Genomic DNA, 16170 nt, shown 5'->3' with positions numbered 1-16170 from the left:
GGGGGCCACGCTTACCGAAGTGCGCGCCATGCAGCACTTCCGGCATCTCGACGGCGCGACGTCGGAGGAATTGTTCCTGCACCGTCCCGAGCCGTTCGGGCACGGCGACAACCGCGACCGTCTGGCGACCGCTCTCGGTGCCACGCTGTATGTGCCCGCGACGCGCGGTGATCTCGTCGCGACGATCACCAGGCGCGGCGCCGAAGGCGTGACCTCGATGGTGCTCGACCTCGAGGACGCCGTCGCCGACGACGAAGTCGAGCAGGGCCTGCGGAACGCCGTCGCGACCCTCGACGCCCTCGCCGCGAACGGACCGTCGACGATGATGTTGTTCGTTCGTGTGCGCACCGCCGACGGCATCGAGCGGGTGGCGTCCATGCTCGGCGCCGGCAAGACCGTGCTCACCGGATTCGTGGTGCCGAAGTTCACCGCACGCACCGGTCCCGCCTTCCTCGAGGCGGTCGCCGCGGCATCGGCCCTGCTCGGCCGCCATCTCTATGCGATGCCCGTCATCGAATCGGCGGAGGTCGTGCATCGCGAGACCCGGGACGACGAGTTGCGTGCGATCTCCGGGATTCTCGCCGAACACCGCGACCGCATCCTTGCCGTCCGGCTCGGGGCGACCGACATGTGTGCCACCTTCGGGATCCGGCGCGACCGCGACCTGACGATCTACGACGTGCGGGTCGTCGTCGATGTGATCGCCGATGTGGTGAACCATCTCGGACGGACCGACGGAACGGGTTTCGTCATCACCGGACCCGTCTGGGAGTATTTCGCCGACCACGAGCGCATGTTTCGGCCGATGCTGCGTTCGACACCGTTCGAGGAACAGGATGCCGTGCTGTTCCGCCAGCAACTCGTCAGCCGCGATCTCGACGGCCTGCTGCGCGAGATCGCCCTCGACCGGGCCAACGGGATCCAGGGCAAGACGGTCATCCACCCGTCGCATGTCGCTGCGGTGCACGCCTTGTCGGCCGTCACGCACGAGGAGTATCACGATGCGACCGACATCCTCGATCGCGACAACGGGGGTGTGCAGGCATCGGGATACGGCAACAAGATGAACGAACGCCGCCCGCACCGCACCTGGGCCGAGCAGACCCTGGTGCGCGCGTCGGTGTTCGGTGTCACGCGCAAGGGGATCACCTTCGTCGACCTGCTGACGGCGCTGGTGGACCGATGACCTACCTGCTCGATACTCCTTGGGCCACAGCAGAGCTCGGCCTTGCGTTCCAACACGTCGACTCGTCGTGCGGATACACCGTGCCCGAACTCGTCCGGCCGGGACTGCGACGCAATCCGCGTCGAGCACACCTGCTGGTCTCCACGGTGCTCGGTAAGCACATCCCCACGGAGCCCGCGGTGGTCCGCGGTGCCGGCCGCCGTCTCGGTGAGCTCGTCGCCGGGCTGCTGGGCGACGCGTCGTCCGATGCAGTCGTTCTCGGGTTCGCCGAGACGGCAACGGGTCTGGGCCACTGCGTGGCCGAAGCCCTCGCCGCGGCGTGTTACCTGCATTCGACGCGGCGGCGTGTCCCCGGAGCGGAGGTGCTCACCGGTTTCGAGGAAGGGCACTCGCACGCCACCTTCCACCTGCTCCAACCGACCTCCGGCGCGCTGTTCGCCAACCCTGCGCCGCTCGTTCTCGTGGACGACGAGATCTCGACGGGAGCAACGGCTCTCGACGCGATCCGCGCACTGCACCGCGACCGTCCTCGCGGTCGGTACGTGCTCGCCTCCCTCGTCGACATGCGTTCGGAGCAGGACCGCCTCCGGACCGAGGAGGTCGCAGCGGAACTCGGCGCGACCATCGAACACGTGAGCCTGGCGAGTGGATACTCCGTCGTGCCCGACGATCTCGTCGCGCGGGTCGCGTCGTTGCCCGAACCTGCCCTCAATCCGGAGGGTGATCGACGCGGCGACGTCCGGTTCGTTCGTGCACCCTGGCCCTCGCACGTGCCGGACGGTGGCCGGCACGGGATGTTGCGAACCGACGCAGAGGGATTCGACACGGCTCTGGCAACGCTCGCCGACACGATCACCGATGTGCGGGACGCACAGCGACCTGCCGTCGTCATCGGACACGAGGAACTGATGTACCTTCCGCTCCGGCTGGCCGACGCACTCACCGAACGCGGCACGCCCACGCGGTTCCAGACCACCACCCGATCCCCCGCCTACGTGATGGACGTCGACGGATATCCGCTGCGTCGCGGATTCCGCTTCACCGCACCCGAACACATCGACACCGAGTTCGAGAACGAGGTGCCGCGCTATCTCTACAACGCGCAGTGGCCCACCCCGACCGAGATCCGGCCCGAGTTGATCCTCGTGATCGATTCGCCCGCCGACACCGACCGCCTCCACGCACCGGGAGGTGTTCTCGACGTGCTCACCGCAGCCGGCGAGGACGTCCTCGTCGCGGTCGTGCCCGCAACCGATCCGACGGTGCTGCGCACCCACAGGGAGATTTCATGACCGTGCCGCTCACCGGACCCGAGTTCGGCTCCTACGCACCCGACGAGGTGACGTGGCTGCTCAAGAACCTCTCCCACGTCGACCTCGAGGGCGACATCGCCGAACGCGAGGCACGGATCCAGGCGGGTCTCGCGCACTACGCCGAGTCCCTGCCGATCGAGTACCAACCCGACGCCGCCTATCGCGAACTGTTCGACAAGGCACTGGCCACGACAGCCGGCCGGTTGGCGCATGCGGTGGGCACGGTCACCGAACTGCTTCTCGCCGAACGCGGGACGGACCTGACCCTCGTGTCGCTCGCGCGGGCGGGCACCCCCATCGGCATCCTGATCCGCCGGTGGGCGTTGCGTCGGCACGGCCTGTCGCTGCCGCACTACACGGCATCGATCGTTCGCGGGCGCGGAATCGACTGCGCTGCCCTGGATTACGTTACCGAGCGACACGACCCCGAATCCGTCGTCTTCGTCGACGGCTGGACCGGTAAGGGCGCGATCGCACGCGAACTGTCCGCCGCCCTCGCCGAATACGCCGCGCGCGGCGGCCCCGGCCTGTCCGACGATCTCGCCGTGCTCGCGGACCCCGGCCACTGCGTACGCACCTACGGCACGCGCGACGACTTCCTCATCGCCTCGGCCTGCCTGAACTCCACCGTCTCCGGCTTGGTGTCACGGACGGTCCTCAACGACACGCTGATCGGCCCCGGCGAGTTCCACGGGGCGAAGTTCTACTCCGAGCTGGCTTCCGACGACGTGTCGAATCACTTGCTCGACGCTGTGACCGCGGAGTTCGACACGTGCGGGGACGTCGACTCGGCCGCACGGGCGGTGCTCGATTCCGACCGCACGCCCACCTGGGCCGGCTGGGAGTCCGTCGAACGAGTACGGGCACAGTACGGAATCTCGAGCGTCAACTTCGTCAAACCCGGTGTCGGGGAGACGACTCGTGTGCTGTTGCGCCGCGTTCCCTGGAAGGTGCTGGTGCGCGACATCACGTCGGACGAACACGCCCACATCCGCATGCTCGCGGCTGCCCGGAACGTCCCCGTCGAGGAGGTCCCGGACCTCGCCTACTCCTGTATGGGACTGATCAAGGACCTGCCGTGAACACCCCTGTGCCTGCACTGGTCGCCACCGACCTCGACCGCACCCTCATCTATTCGCGCGCCGCGATGACCGGCGACCAGTTCGCCACGCAGGACCTGCTGTGTGTCGAGTACTACGAAGGTGCACCGCTGTCGTACGTCACCGACGGCGCAGCCCGACAACTACGTGCCCTCGCCGACGAGGCGGCGGTGGTACCGACGACCACGCGCACACCCGAACAGTTCCGCCGCATCGACCTCCCCGGCGGCCCGTGGCGGTACGCCATCGCGAGCAACGGTGGGTCGATCCTCGAGGACGGACATCTCGACCCACGCTGGCGCAGAACCGTGGAGTCGGCGGTACGTGAGGGGGGCGCGAGCCTCGACGAGATCACGACCGAACTGCGCAGTCGCATCTCCGAGGACTGGGTGTCGAAGTTCCGCATCGCCGACGAGTTGTTCTGCTATCTCGTCGTCGACGTCGCAGCGCAACCTGCCGGATTCCTCGACGACTGGCACGACTGGTGTTCGGCGCGGGGCTGGAACGCGTCGCAGCAGGGCCGCAAGATCTACACGATGCCGAACAGCGTGTGCAAGAGCCGCGCGGTGGCGGAGGTGCGCCGCAGGCTCCGAGATCGGGGGGTGCTCACGGACGATGCGCCCGTCCTGGCCGCGGGCGACGGCGCGCTCGACGCGGAGATGCTCAAGGCCGCAGATGCCGCGATCCGGCCTCGTCACGGCGAACTCGAACTGATGGACTGGTGCCACCCGACGGTGTCGGTGACCGGCGCTGCGGGCGTCACGGCCGGGGAGGAGATCCTCGCCTGGTTCGCCCGATCCGCTCGTCTTCCGGCCGCTTCGTAGAGTAGAAGGCGCCCGGTCACCGACACAGTGAGGACACATCTCTTGCCGACTCCGCTCTCCAAGGGTCAGAACGGACCGATCACCGCGTCCGACGTCGTCGTCTCGCTCGAGCTGACCACCCCTGCCGATCTGTCCGCACTGCTCGTCAAGGCCGACGGCAAGGTGCGTTCCGACGCCGACTTCGTCTTCTTCAACCAGCCCACGGGACCGGGCGTGCGCCTCGTTTCCGGGGCGCCCGGTCAGGCCGCGTCGCTCGCCGTGTCGCTCGCGCAGGTGCCCGCCGACATCGATCAGGTGCGCGCCGTGATCACTCTCGACGACGCGTCGAGCAACTTCGGCCGGTTCGCGCCGCCCACCGCGCGGGTGTCCGACAGCAGTGGAACCGTGCTGTACGAGTACCGGATCGACGGACTGAGCAGCGAATCCATCGTCATCGCGCTGGAGCTGTACCGGCGTCAGGGTGCGTGGAAGGTCCGCGCCGTGGGGCAGGGATATGCGGGCGGATTCGCGGCGCTGGTGACCGACCACGGCGTCAGCGTCGACGACGCTCCCGCTCAGCCGGCGGCCGCACCGCAGCCCGTCGCTGCCACGCCCCCTCCGCCGGTGCAGCCGACCCCGCCTCCGGCACACACCCCGCCTCCGGCACAGCCTGCACAGCCCGCCGAGGTCAGTCTGACGAAGAACCGTCCGGTGAGCCTGGTGAAGGGTCAGAAAGTCACCCTGCGCAAGGACGGCGGCGTCGCGCTGACCTTCCTGCGCATGGGTCTCGGCTGGGATCCGGTCGAGAAGCGCGGCCTGTTCGGCAATCGCTCCGCCGACATCGACCTCGACGCCTCGGCCGTGATGTTCGCCGACAACCAGATCGCCGACGTCGTGTACTACGGCCAGCTGCAGTCGAAGGACGGATCGGTCCGGCACCAGGGCGACAATCTCACCGGTGCCGGCGAGGGCGACGACGAGGTCATGCTCGTCGACCTCACCCGCGTCCCCGTCCACGTCACCACGGTGATGTTCATCGTGACCTCCTACAAGGGCCACACCTTCGAGCAGGTGCAGAACGCGTTCTGCCGCCTCGTCGACGGCACGATCGACACCGAGCTCGCCCGCTACACGCTGCAGGGCGGCATGCCGTTCACGGGGATGGTGATGGCGAAGGTCTACCGCCAGGGCAGCGAATGGAAACTGCAGGCCATCGGTGAGGGCATACAGGCGAAGCATCCCGGTGAGGCCGCGCCGCAACTGGGCCGGTTCCTGGTCTCGTAGCCCGTGGGCGAGCGTTTCACAGCGGGACAGAATGCCCCGCTGGCGACCAGCACGGTCCGTGTCACGGCGTCCGCCGCCGTCCCGCTGGACGTGTGCGCGTTCGTCGTGGACGACCACCTGCAGGTCGGTTCCTCCGACGACGTCGTGTTCTGCAACCGATCGAGGACGACAGGCGTCCGGCTCGAGGACGGGGTGATCGACGTCGACGTCGACGCCGTCCGTCCCGGCGCACGTGTGCTGTGCGCGGTCGGCTGCGAACGACCCGCTGCGGTGTCGACCTCCCTGTCCGATGCGGCCGGCACGGTACTCGCGACGTTTCACGTGGAACCGGGGGCCGCCGGTGAGACGGCTTTGCTGTGCTGGGAGATCTACCGCCGTAACGGCGTGTGGAAGGTGCGCGCCCTCGGCCAGGGTTACACCGGCGGACTCGTCGAGATGTTCACCGCCCACGGGGTCGACGCGGACGACTCCCCGGAGAAGACCTCCGACTCGGAAACGGCGCCCGCCCCGGCCGTCGGACTCGAGCCGCTCGAACTGCTGTGGCGGATCTTCGAGGACGCCGCGCGTTCGGCGGCCGCATGCACGTCGAGCCTCGAGTTCGCCCGGCTGCGACTCGACGACGAACTCTCGGCGGCGGTAACCGACCCCGCCCGCCGTACCGGCCCCGAGGCCGAGCGGTCGAGACAACGTGCGCAACAGCGCTACGACGAACTCGTGGACGCCGCCGAAACACGCTACCGGAACGACAGTGCAGTGCTGGCCGCGGAACTGCTCGCCGTCGATGCGGCCCTGCCGCCGGCTCTCGCCTCCTGGAGCTCTCCCGCCTGGATCCGATCCCTCACGCCGAGCGACGGTGTGCGCGTAGGTGATGTGGCGGCGGATCGCGGGCTGTTGCATATTCCGTTGTGCCTGCCGGCGCCGCTCGTCCGCCCCTTGTGGCTCGAGGGCGAACCCACCGAACTCGCTCCCGTCGTCTCGTCTCTGGTCGTGCGGCTGCTCGCCGCTCGGCCCGGCACACTGTTGCACCTCGTCGATCCCGGGCGGACCCTGCCCGAACTCGAACCTCTCACCGCAGCGAGATTCGCCGGGCCGCCCGTTCACGAGCGGGCACAGGTCCCGGCGAAGCTCCGGGGCCTGGCCGATGCCGCAGAGTTGGACGCGCTCGCGCAACAGGTCGACGGAGGGCTGCCGGTGTCGCCGGTGCTCGTCGTCCTCGCCGGGTTCCCGTACGGCTACGAGCACGACGACCTGCTGCAGATCGTCCGGATCACGAGAGCCGGTGGTGACGGCCGTATCTCGATCGTCCTCGCGGGCGATCCACCGGACGACGACGATCCGGTCGTGCAGATCCTTCGGGGCGAAGCCCAGCACCTGCCCGCGGACGGACAACTGACCGATCCGTGGACGGAAGGCCGTTGGGCGTTCACACCCGACAGCCTGCCCGCAGAGACCGAGCATCTGCGCGGCGCGCTGGGCGGAAACTCTCTGCAGGAGTGATCGGCGGTCCCCGAGTTCGATCGTTCCGGACCATAGGTTTGTCCTAACGTTTCGTGCGGCCGCAGGTCTTTGTGGCAGTAGTCACTCTCGTGATCGACTGGACCGGCGCGGGCGGCATGTCCGCGCGTCGGCCGTGTCGATCAGGAGCGTGATGTGAGCAGGTTGCACCTTCCCAACCGAATTCGGCAGCTGGCAGTAGAGCATCCGGATCGCGCGGCGGTCAGCTCCGGCAGCACGACACTCACCTGTTCCGAGTTCGACGCCCTCACCAACCGGGTCGCCTCGGCACTCACGACGGTTCCGGTCACCTCCAGGCGCGTGGGCGCACTGCTGCGCATGGGCCTTCCCGGTGCGGCCTCGTTCGTCGGTTGCGCCAAGGCCGGTCTGGTGTTCACTCCGCTCAACTGGCGCCTGAATCCAGGCGAGATCGCCGACATCGCCGGCGACGCGCAGCTCGACGTGTTGATCGTCGAGGACGAGTTCGCCGTCTCCGCGCGCGCCGCCGGCGAGGGGCTGCCCGGTGTGCAGATCGTCGTGGTCGGTGACGCGTCCTCCGTTCCCGGCGCACGGTCGTGGGACGACTTCGTCGCCTCAGGCGACGGCATCGACCCCGGTTTCGGTGACGACCCGCGGACCGAAGTGCTGCAGCTCTACACTTCGGGCACCACCGGACGCCCCAAAGGCGTTGTGGCGACGCATCACAACCTGTTCAACGAACCACAGAGCTTCGCGCTGTACGAATTCACCGAGGACTCGGTCTCACTCGACGCGCTACCTCTGTTCCACATCGCCGGCGTCGGGTGGATGAGCACGTCGCTCTCCGCCGGACTGCATCTGGTGCTGCTCGGCGAGATGCGCCCGGATGCGGTGGCGGCCGCCATCTCCGAACACGGCATCACCCATGCCTTCCTCGTGCCATCGGTGATCAACATGCTCGTCGAGATGCCCGATTTGCCGGACTACGATCTGTCGAGCCTGCACCTCGTCGCCTACGGCGCCTCCCCCATCACGCCCACGCACCTCGCCCGCGCCATGGACACCCTCGGTTGCCGGTTCGTGCAACGCTACGGAATGACCGAGACGATGGGCGCTCTCACCGCGCTGCGTGCCGACGACCACGACCCGCACGGTCCGCGCTCCTACCTCCTTCGCTCGGCCGGCACCGGACTGCCGGGCATGGAGGTCCAGATCCGCGACCTCGCCACCGGTGAACCGCTCCCCCAGGGCGAAACCGGCGAGATCGTGAGCCGGTCACGCAACAACACGCCGGGTTACTGGCGGCGCGAGGCCGAGAACGCCGAACTGTTCACCGAGGACGGTTTCCTGCGCACAGGAGATGCCGGGCACATCGACGAGGACGGCTACCTCTTCGTCACCGACCGCGTGAAGGACATGATCATCTCCGGCGGGGAGAACGTCTACCCGATCGAGGTCGAATCGGTCATCTCCGAACACCCTTCCGTCGCCGAGGTCGCGGTGGTGGGAGTCCCGGACGACCGCTGGGGCGAAGCCGTGACCGCCGTCGTGCGAGTCGCGCCCGGAGCCGAGGCACCGACCGAGGCCGAACTCCTCGAGTTCACCCTCGAACGTCTGGCGTCGTACAAGAAGCCCCGGCACATCCACTTCGTCGACGAGCTGCCCCGCAACGCGAGCGGCAAGGTCCTCAAGCGCACACTGCGCGACGAGTTCGCTCCCGCACGGGAAGGAACGACGCCATGATCGTCACCGAGGATCTCGGTACCGTCCAGCGTGAAGCGTGGGCGGCCGGCGTACTGCCACCGGTCGAAGAGGTACGGCCCGGACTGTGGTCGATCCCGGTCCCGATGCCGAAGAACCCGCTGCGGTACGTGCTGTCCTACGCGCTCACCCTCGACGACGGCCTCGCCCTGATCGACCTCGGTATGGACACCGAGGAGTCGTGGGATGCCCTCGTGGCCGGTGTCGCCGGGACCGGCCATCACATCACCGACGTGCGCTACGCCGCGATCACCCACCTGCATCCCGACCATTTCGGCCTGGCACCCCGGTTGAAGGAGACGACCGGCGCCGTCATCGCGATGCACGCCGCCGACGCCGCCGCCCTCGGGCACTTCACACCGGAGGACGTCGCCGCCGACGAGGAAGCGTGGCGCGTGGATCTCACCGGGCTGGGTGCCCCACCCGAGGTCGTCGAGGCGGCCCGCTTCGAACTCGTACGTTTCCCGGAAGGGAAGAGCGCAGATATTGTTCTCGCACAAGGTGATCGGCTGGATGTTCCCGGATGGAACATCGAGGCGGTGTGGACCCCCGGCCACACGCCCGGACACCTCGCGTTCGTCGACCGCGACCGCGACCTGCTGTTCAGCGGCGACCACATGCTTCCGCGCATCAGTCCCAACATCTCCTCGGGCCCCGGCGAACTGGTCGACCCGTTGCACCGCTACCTGTTGTCGTTGCACGCGACGACGGCACTGCCCGACTGCGAGGTACTGCCCGCCCACGAGTACCGGTTCCGCGGAATCACCGAGCGCGCACGCCAACTCATGGATCACCACGAGGTCCGCCTCGACGAGATCCGCGAGACCGTCGCGGCCCGTCCCGAATCGACCGCATGGGAGATCACGACCCGCGTCACATGGTCGCGCCCCATCGACGTGATGACCCCGCGACTGCAGCGACTCGCCGTCCGCGAAACCCAGGCTCATCTCATCGTCCTCGCCGACCGAGGCGACATCCGTTCCGACGGTGGAACTCCCGCCCGCTGGACTCTCTCCGCTCCGACCCGTACGAAGGAAAACTGACATGAGCGTTGTCCTCACCGAATTCGCCGACGGCGTCGCGGTGTTCACTCTCAACCGCCCCGAGGCCAAGAACGCCGTGAACCTCGAGGTGTCGGAGGCACTGGCCGCGGCCATCGACGAGTTCGAGGCACGCCCCGACCTGACCATCGGCATCCTCACCGGTGCCGGCGGAACATTCTGCGCCGGGATGGACCTGAAGGCGTTCGCGCGCGGCGAGAAGCCGTCGATCCCCGGCCGCGGCTTCGGCGGCATCACCGAGGCACCGCCGAGCAAGCCGCTCATCGCCGCCGTCGAAGGCTGGGCCCTGGCCGGTGGATGCGAACTCGCGCTCTCCGCCGACCTGATCGTCGCGTCGCGCGACGCGAAATTCGGCATCCCCGAGGTCAAGCGCGGACTCGCCGCGGCGGCCGGTGGCCTGCTGCGTCTGCCCAAGATCCTGCCCTACCCCCTCGCGATGGAGCTGGCCATCACCGGTGATCCGCTCACCGCCGAGGTCGCCCATCACCACGGTCTGGTCAACCGCGTCACCGAACCCGGTGAAGCACTGACGGTGGCAAAGGAACTCGCCGCTCGCGTCGCAGCGAACGGCCCCCTCGCGGTGAAGGCGACCAAACAGGTCGTCGCGATGGCCGCCGGCTACACCGACCCCGACGCCTTCGTCGCGCAACGCACGTTCATCGATCCGGTCTTCGCCTCGGCCGACGCCAAGGAAGGCGCCCGGGCGTTCGCCGAGAAGCGCGCTCCGGTCTGGAAGGGCGAGTAGACATGTCGGACGTGCTGGTCGCACCGACGTTCGGAGCGACCCGGAACGACGACTCCGTCCGCGCGCGCCGAGGATGCCTACGCCCGGGGCCGGTGACCGAAGTCGTCGAACCCGACGCGCTCCCGGTGAACATGTCGGCGCGGATGCTCGAGCAGGGCCACCGGAGGATGGCGGGTGCCGGTGACACCCCTTCCTGACGGTTCGGTCCGGGGCGATTGAGGCCGTCGCCTACGATAATCGGGTGGACTTGCACCTCGTGACCTATTTCGTGGCCGTCGTCGACCACGGCGGGATCACGAAGGCTGCTCAGGCTCTTTATATTTCGCAGCCGTCGTTGTCGCAGGCCATCCGCACCCTCGAACGGCGCCTCGACACCACCCTGTTCGACCGCACCGGTCGGCGGCTTACCCTGACCGAGGACGGTCGCGTCCTCGACGTCGCCGCGCGCCGGATCCTCGCCGACGTCGAACGGGCGAAACAGAAGGTCGCGGCGGTGCGCGATCTCGAAGCGGGCCGCGTCGAGATCGTCACCTACGCCACGTTCTCGATCCATCCGGTCATCGAATTCGTCCAGCGCTTCCGCACGCGCTATCCCAACCTGACCGTGCGGGTGAACGACGCGGAAGGACCGCCCGGGGTGCACGCGGCGTTGCGCCGCGGCGAGGCGGAGATCGGCATCACCGATCTGTCGGTCGAGCACGCCGGCATGATCACCATCCCGATTCTCGAGCAGGAGATGGTGCTCGCCCTGCATCCCGACCTCGCCACCGATGTGCCCGACCCGGTCACCCGAGCCCAGGTCCGCGACTTCCCACTCGTCCTCGACCTCGGCTCCCGTGCGAGCGCGGCGCGCACCGGCGAACTGCTGGGGGCACAGAACGTCGTCGTCGACTGCGCCAACCAGGCAGCTCTGTGGCAGTTCGTCGAGCGGGGCACCGCCGGAACGGTCGTTCCGCGTCGCGTCGCCGAGAAGCAGATCCCCGGTGCGGTCGTCCGATCGCTGGACCCGCCCCTCCGGCGGCCCATCGGGTTGGTGGTGCGCCCCGGGGATCTCTCCCCCGCTGCCGCCGCGTTCGTGGAGACCACTACCGCCGCCCCGTGGGAAGCGTGACGACATGGAGTTCCGTCAGGTCGAGTATTTCCTCGCCGTCGTGGAGAACGACGGCATCAACGGCGCGGCCGCCGAGCTCGGGGTCGCCCAGCCCACCGTTTCCCAGGCGCTGCGCAGTCTCGAACGCGAGCTCGGAGTGCGGCTGTTCCATCGCATCGGACGCGGCATGGTGCTCACCGCAGCGGGTAAGGCTCTCATCGGTCCGAGCCGGCAGATCCTGCGCGATGTGAACGCCGTCGAAGAACTGCTCACCGTGTCCACGACGGAAGTGACCGGCCGCCTGGATCTCATGGTGTTCCCCGCCCTCGCGACCGGACCGATCGTCGACCTGGTCTCCGAGTTCCGGCGCCGCCACCCCAAGGTCACCGCGCGACTCGGCGACCTGCGGACCGAGGAATCCACCGCGTCGGTCATCCACGACGGTCACTGCGAATTCGTCGTCACCCACCTGCCCGTCGAGGACGAGGTGGGGCTCGAGATCATCGAACTCGGCCAGACCGAATACTGGCTCGCCTATCCGCCCGGCACCGATCTGCCACCCGGACCGCTGTCGTTGGCCGAACTCCCCGACATTCCGATGGTGTTCGTGCCGCGCGGCGGCGGTTCGGTGAGCGACGCGATCGACTACGCGATGCGACGGGCCGAGGTACGGCGACCCATCTCGGTGCTCACCGACCATCGCGAAGCCCGCCTGCCGATGGTGCTCGCAGGCCTGGGCGGGTCGTTCGTCGAACGTTCTCTCGCCGAGTCGGTGCAGGACATCGCGGTGGTCCGCCCGTGTGAGCCGACCTTCGCGCAGTCGTACGGAATGGTGTTCGACCCGGTGTCACTGTCGAGGGCGGGACGCGCATTCGTCGACTTCGTGGGAGCGTCCGGGGAGACCGTCCCGGACGAGTGAGTCCGCCGGGCGGTGACATCCGGGGATCGGGGCGCGACGATAAGTGGGTACGACGCCCATTTCCGTCCTCGGGAGATGATCCGTATGTCCACTTCGACGAGTTCGCCGCTCCACCTCGACTCCGCCGACGGCTTCGCGCAGCGCGTCCTCGATTCCGTCCTCGGCACCATGGACACCCTGTCGATCCTGATCGGCGACCGTCTCGGCTGGTATCGCAGCCTCGTCGACGACGGACCTGCCACCGCCGACGAACTGGCCGCACGCACCGGAACCCATCCGCGGTACGCCCGTGAGTGGCTCGAACAGCAGGCCGTCACCGGTCTGCTCGACGTCGACGACGGTGATCCACCGCGTTTCGGTCTCTCTCCGGCCGGCCGCGACGTACTCACCGATCCGCACAGCCTCACGTACATGGCGCCGCTCGCCCGGATGATCGTCGGTGCGACGATGCAACTGCCCGGCCTGCTCGAGGCGTACCGGGACGGCGGTGGGGTGAGTTGGAGCCGGTTCGGCCGCGACGTGTGCGAATCGCAGGCCGACGCGAACAGACCGTTGTTCGAGCAGGTGTTGCCCGACGTTCTACGCTCGGTGCCCGAGATCGACCGGGTGCTCGGTGAAACCGGTGCGCGGATCGCCGACATCGGATGCGGCGGAGGATGGTCCACGATCACGATCGCGCGGACCTATCCGGATGCGAAGGTGTTCGGCTTCGACATCGATGCGCCGTCGGTCGAACTCGCCCGATCGAATCTCGCGGAGAACGACGATGTGGCGCAACGGGTCACGTTCACGCAGTGCGATGCGTCCGAACTCCCGGAAGGAAACTTCCGTGCGGCCTTCGCATTCGAGTGCGTCCACGACATGCCGCGGCCGGTCGAGGTGCTGGCTGCCGTACGGCGTTCACTCGCACCCGGCGGCATCATGATCGTCATGGACGAAGCAGTCGCCGACACCTTCACCGCACCCGGCGACGACGTCGAACGGCTCATGTACGGCTACAGCCTCACCATCTGCCTCCCCGACGGCATGAGCCACACACCGAGCGCCGCGACGGGCACGGTCATGCGGCCCGATACCCTGCGCCGCTATGCGCTCGACGCCGGTTTCACGGAGGTCGACGTGCTGCCCATCGAGGACTTCGGGTTCTTCCGCTTCTACCTCCTCCGCACCGGATAGCAGCGCCCGCCGGAACGCCGGCAGCGAATGCCACGCGTCCCGAGAACGGTTCGTCGAAGCCGATCACGCGCCGAGCATGCCGGGCGCGACTCGCCTCCGGACGCCGCGGCGAGGGTCGGTTGTGGACAACTCGACGTCCTCCCCAGTCCGGTCATCTGCGACGAAAGAAGTTCGGGGAGGCTGGGTCCGAGTTCTTCGAGAGAACCGGACGCAACCTCCCCGAACCGGGAACCGACTGATTACGCGACGCGCTCGAAGATCGCGGCCAGCCCCTGGCCGCCACCGATGCACATGGTTTCGAGGCCGTAGCGGGCCTCGCGACGCTGCAGCTCGCGGGCGAGGGTGGCGAGCATGCGTCCGCCGGTCGCGCCCACCGGGTGGCCGAGCGAGATGCCGGAGCCGTGGACGTTGGTGCGCTCGAAGTCGGCCTTGCCGAATTTCCACTCGCGGGTCACGGCGAGGGCCTGCGCGGCGAATGCCTCGTTGAGCTCGATGAGATCGACATCCGCGAGGGTGATCCCGGCCTTGGCGAGGGCGACCTCGGTGGCCGGTACGGGTCCGATGCCCATGACCTTGGGCTCGACACCGGCGACACCCCAGGAGACGAACCGCACCAGCGGGGTCAGGCCCAGCTCGGCGGCCTTCTCCGGGGTGGTGACGATCGCCATGGAGGCGGCGTCGTTCTGGCCGCTGGCGTTGCCGGCGGTGACGGTGGCCTCGGGGTCCTGCTTACCCATGATCGGCTTCAGCTGGGCCAGGGTCTCCAGGCTGATGTCCGGGCGCGGGTGCTCGTCGGTGTCGATGACCTCGTCGCCCCTGCGGCTGCTGACCGTGACGGGGATGATCTCCTCGGCGAGGATCCCGTTCTTCTGGGCGTGGACGGCACGCAGATGTGAGTTCAGGGCCAGCTCGTCCTGTTCGTCGCGGGAGATCGAGTACTCGCGACGCAAGTTCTCGGCGGTCTCGATCATGCCGCCGGGCACCGGGTAGAAGCGGCCGCCGGCGGTCGAGCGGGCACGGACCAGACCGTCGTGCATCTGCACACCGGTGCGGGCGCCACCCCAGCGGATGTCGGTGGAGTAGAACGCCGCGTTGCTCATCGACTCGGTACCACCGGCGACGACGAGATCGTGGTCGCCGTTACCGACCTGGAAGGCGGCCTGGACGACGGCCTGCAGCCCCGAACCGCAACGACGATCGATGTGCATGCCGGGCACCGTGATCGGCAGACCGGCGTCGAGGGCCACGACGCGGCCGATGGCCGGGGCCTCGCTGTTGCCGTTGCAGTGACCGAGGATGACGTCCTGAACCTGTTCGGGGGCAACACCGGTGCGCTCGAGCAGGCCCTTCAGCGCCGCGACACCGAGGTCGACTGCGGTGAGGGACTTGAACATTCCACCGTAGCGGCCGATCGGGGTACGGACCGGCTCGCAGATGACAACTTCGCGCATGATGACCTTTCGAAAGTGAACGGGTGACGGGGTGGACCGTCACATGAAGCGGCCGCCGGTGACCTCGAGGACGGTGCCGGTCATGTAGGAGGACATATCGGATGCGAGGAACAGTGCGACGGAGGCAATCTCGTCGACCTCGCCGGGACGGCCCATCGGGATCTCGCTCATCTTCTGATCCCATGCCTTCTGCGGCATCGCCTCGGTCATCGCCGATCGGATCAGGCCGGGCTGGATCGCGTTGACCCGCACGCCGTGGTGCGCCATCTCCTTGGCGGCGGCCTTGGTCAGGCCGACGATGCCCGCCTTGGCGGCGGAGTAGTTGGTCTGGCCGACCATGCCGACCTTGCCGGACAGCGAGGAGATGTTGACGATCGCGCCGCGCTTGGCCTCACGCATGATCGCGGAGGCCTTGCGGGTGCCGTGCCAGGTGCCCTTCAGGTGTACCGAGACGACCAGGTCGAAGTCTTCTTCGGTCATCGTGCGCATCGTGGCGTCGCGGGTGATACCGGCGTTGTTGACCACCACGTCGAGCGAACCGAAACCGTCGACGGCCTCGGCGAGGAGGGTGTCCCAGTCGGCGGACTCGACGACGTCGGCGCGCACCGCGCGGGCCACGTCGCGGCCGCCGAGTTTCTCCGCAGCGGCGTTCGCGGCGTCGAGATCGAGGTCGCCGATCACGACACGAGCGCCGGCGTCGACGAACTCCTGCGCGATGGCGAAGCCGATTCCCTGAGCGCCACCGGTGATCACGGCGGTACGGTTCTCCAACAGAGACATCCGAGATTCCTTTCGATGGGGCACGCGA

Annotated in this window: 14 protein-coding genes; 12 read left to right on the top strand and 2 right to left on the bottom strand. The window is 68.2% G+C overall.

The window, feature by feature from the left end:
• Positions 1–28: 28 nt before the first annotated feature.
• From EQ874_RS02005 to EQ874_RS01950, 12 genes are all read left to right on the top strand, one after another.
• Positions 29–1186, top strand: coding sequence for an HpcH/HpaI aldolase/citrate lyase family protein (locus EQ874_RS02005; RefSeq protein ID WP_129975923.1), 1158 nt, complete (start codon positions 29–31; stop codon positions 1184–1186).
• Positions 1183–2478, top strand: coding sequence for a phosphoribosyltransferase family protein (locus EQ874_RS02000; protein WP_129975240.1), 1296 nt, complete (start codon positions 1183–1185; stop codon positions 2476–2478). Before EQ874_RS02005 ends, EQ874_RS02000 begins: the two co-directional genes overlap by 4 nt.
• Positions 2475–3581 carry a cysteine protease StiP family protein gene (locus tag EQ874_RS01995; protein WP_129975238.1) on the top strand — a complete coding sequence of 369 codons (1107 nt, stop codon included), beginning with the start codon at positions 2475–2477 and terminating at the stop codon, positions 3579–3581. Before EQ874_RS02000 ends, EQ874_RS01995 begins: the two co-directional genes overlap by 4 nt.
• A gap of 8 nt (positions 3582–3589) precedes the next feature.
• A complete protein-coding gene (locus tag EQ874_RS01990; RefSeq protein ID WP_129975921.1) occupies positions 3590–4423 on the top strand; it encodes an HAD family hydrolase in 834 nt (277 codons plus the stop codon).
• 42 nt (positions 4424–4465) lie between these two features.
• Complete coding sequence (locus EQ874_RS01985) at positions 4466–5686, top strand: TerD family protein (RefSeq protein ID WP_064062397.1); 1221 nt, start codon at positions 4466–4468, stop codon at positions 5684–5686.
• A gap of 3 nt (positions 5687–5689) precedes the next feature.
• Entirely contained in the window at positions 5690–7183 is a 1494-nt protein-coding gene (locus EQ874_RS01980) for a TerD family protein (RefSeq protein ID WP_129975236.1), read from the top strand.
• Between the two features lie 153 nt (positions 7184–7336).
• A complete protein-coding gene (locus tag EQ874_RS01975) occupies positions 7337–8902 on the top strand; it encodes an AMP-binding protein (RefSeq protein WP_129975234.1) in 1566 nt (521 codons plus the stop codon).
• Positions 8899–9963 (top strand): MBL fold metallo-hydrolase, encoded by a 1065-nt coding sequence (locus EQ874_RS01970; RefSeq protein WP_129975232.1) that lies wholly within the window; start codon positions 8899–8901, stop codon positions 9961–9963. Before EQ874_RS01975 ends, EQ874_RS01970 begins: the two co-directional genes overlap by 4 nt.
• A gap of 1 nt (position 9964) precedes the next feature.
• Positions 9965–10726: a crotonase/enoyl-CoA hydratase family protein gene (locus EQ874_RS01965; RefSeq protein ID WP_129975230.1), complete on the top strand. Its 762-nt coding sequence runs from the start codon at positions 9965–9967 to the stop codon at positions 10724–10726.
• A 241-nt stretch (positions 10727–10967) separates the two neighbouring features.
• Positions 10968–11837: a LysR family transcriptional regulator gene (locus EQ874_RS01960; RefSeq protein WP_129975228.1), complete on the top strand. Its 870-nt coding sequence runs from the start codon at positions 10968–10970 to the stop codon at positions 11835–11837.
• Between the two features lie 4 nt (positions 11838–11841).
• The gene (locus EQ874_RS01955; RefSeq protein WP_064062390.1) at positions 11842–12735 is read left to right on the top strand and encodes a LysR family transcriptional regulator; all 894 of its coding nucleotides are present in this window, start codon (positions 11842–11844) and stop codon (positions 12733–12735) included.
• 84 nt (positions 12736–12819) lie between these two features.
• Positions 12820–13911 (top strand): class I SAM-dependent methyltransferase, encoded by a 1092-nt coding sequence (locus EQ874_RS01950; protein WP_129975226.1) that lies wholly within the window; start codon positions 12820–12822, stop codon positions 13909–13911.
• 239 nt (positions 13912–14150) lie between these two features.
• On the opposite strand, the gene EQ874_RS01945 is transcribed toward EQ874_RS01950, so the two are convergent.
• Positions 14151–15362, bottom strand: a complete 1212-nt coding sequence (locus tag EQ874_RS01945; RefSeq protein WP_129975224.1) for an acetyl-CoA C-acetyltransferase — start codon at positions 15360–15362, stop codon at positions 14151–14153.
• Positions 15363–15401: 39 nt separating this feature from the next.
• Positions 15402–16142 carry a 3-oxoacyl-ACP reductase FabG gene (gene fabG / locus EQ874_RS01940; RefSeq protein WP_064062387.1) on the bottom strand — a complete coding sequence of 247 codons (741 nt, stop codon included), beginning with the start codon at positions 16140–16142 and terminating at the stop codon, positions 15402–15404.
• Positions 16143–16170: the final 28 nt, after the last annotated feature.

This window comes from Rhodococcus sp. Q1 (genome assembly GCF_004153645.1).
Lineage (GTDB): Bacteria > Actinomycetota > Actinomycetes > Mycobacteriales > Mycobacteriaceae > Rhodococcus > Rhodococcus gordoniae.
The sequence above is the reverse complement of the archived record's forward strand: the minus strand, read 5'-3'. Positions and strand labels throughout refer to the sequence as shown.

Bases quoted from the DNA above. Each gene is read 5' to 3' on its own strand.
- EQ874_RS02005 (WP_129975923.1), top strand. From the start codon at position 29: ATGCAGCACTTCCGGCATCTCGACGGCGCGACGTCGGAGGAATTGTTC.
- EQ874_RS02000 (WP_129975240.1), top strand. From the start codon at position 1,183: ATGACCTACCTGCTCGATACTCCTTGGGCCACAGCAGAGCTCGGCCTT.
- EQ874_RS01995 (WP_129975238.1), top strand. From the start codon at position 2,475: ATGACCGTGCCGCTCACCGGACCCGAGTTCGGCTCCTACGCACCCGAC.
- EQ874_RS01970 (WP_129975232.1), top strand. From the start codon at position 8,899: ATGATCGTCACCGAGGATCTCGGTACCGTCCAGCGTGAAGCGTGGGCG.
- EQ874_RS01965 (WP_129975230.1), top strand. From the start codon at position 9,965: ATGAGCGTTGTCCTCACCGAATTCGCCGACGGCGTCGCGGTGTTCACT.
- EQ874_RS01955 (WP_064062390.1), top strand. From the start codon at position 11,842: ATGGAGTTCCGTCAGGTCGAGTATTTCCTCGCCGTCGTGGAGAACGAC.
- EQ874_RS01950 (WP_129975226.1), top strand. From the start codon at position 12,820: ATGTCCACTTCGACGAGTTCGCCGCTCCACCTCGACTCCGCCGACGGC.
- EQ874_RS01945 (WP_129975224.1), bottom strand. From the start codon at position 15,362: ATGCGCGAAGTTGTCATCTGCGAGCCGGTCCGTACCCCGATCGGCCGC.
- fabG (WP_064062387.1), bottom strand. From the start codon at position 16,142: ATGTCTCTGTTGGAGAACCGTACCGCCGTGATCACCGGTGGCGCTCAG.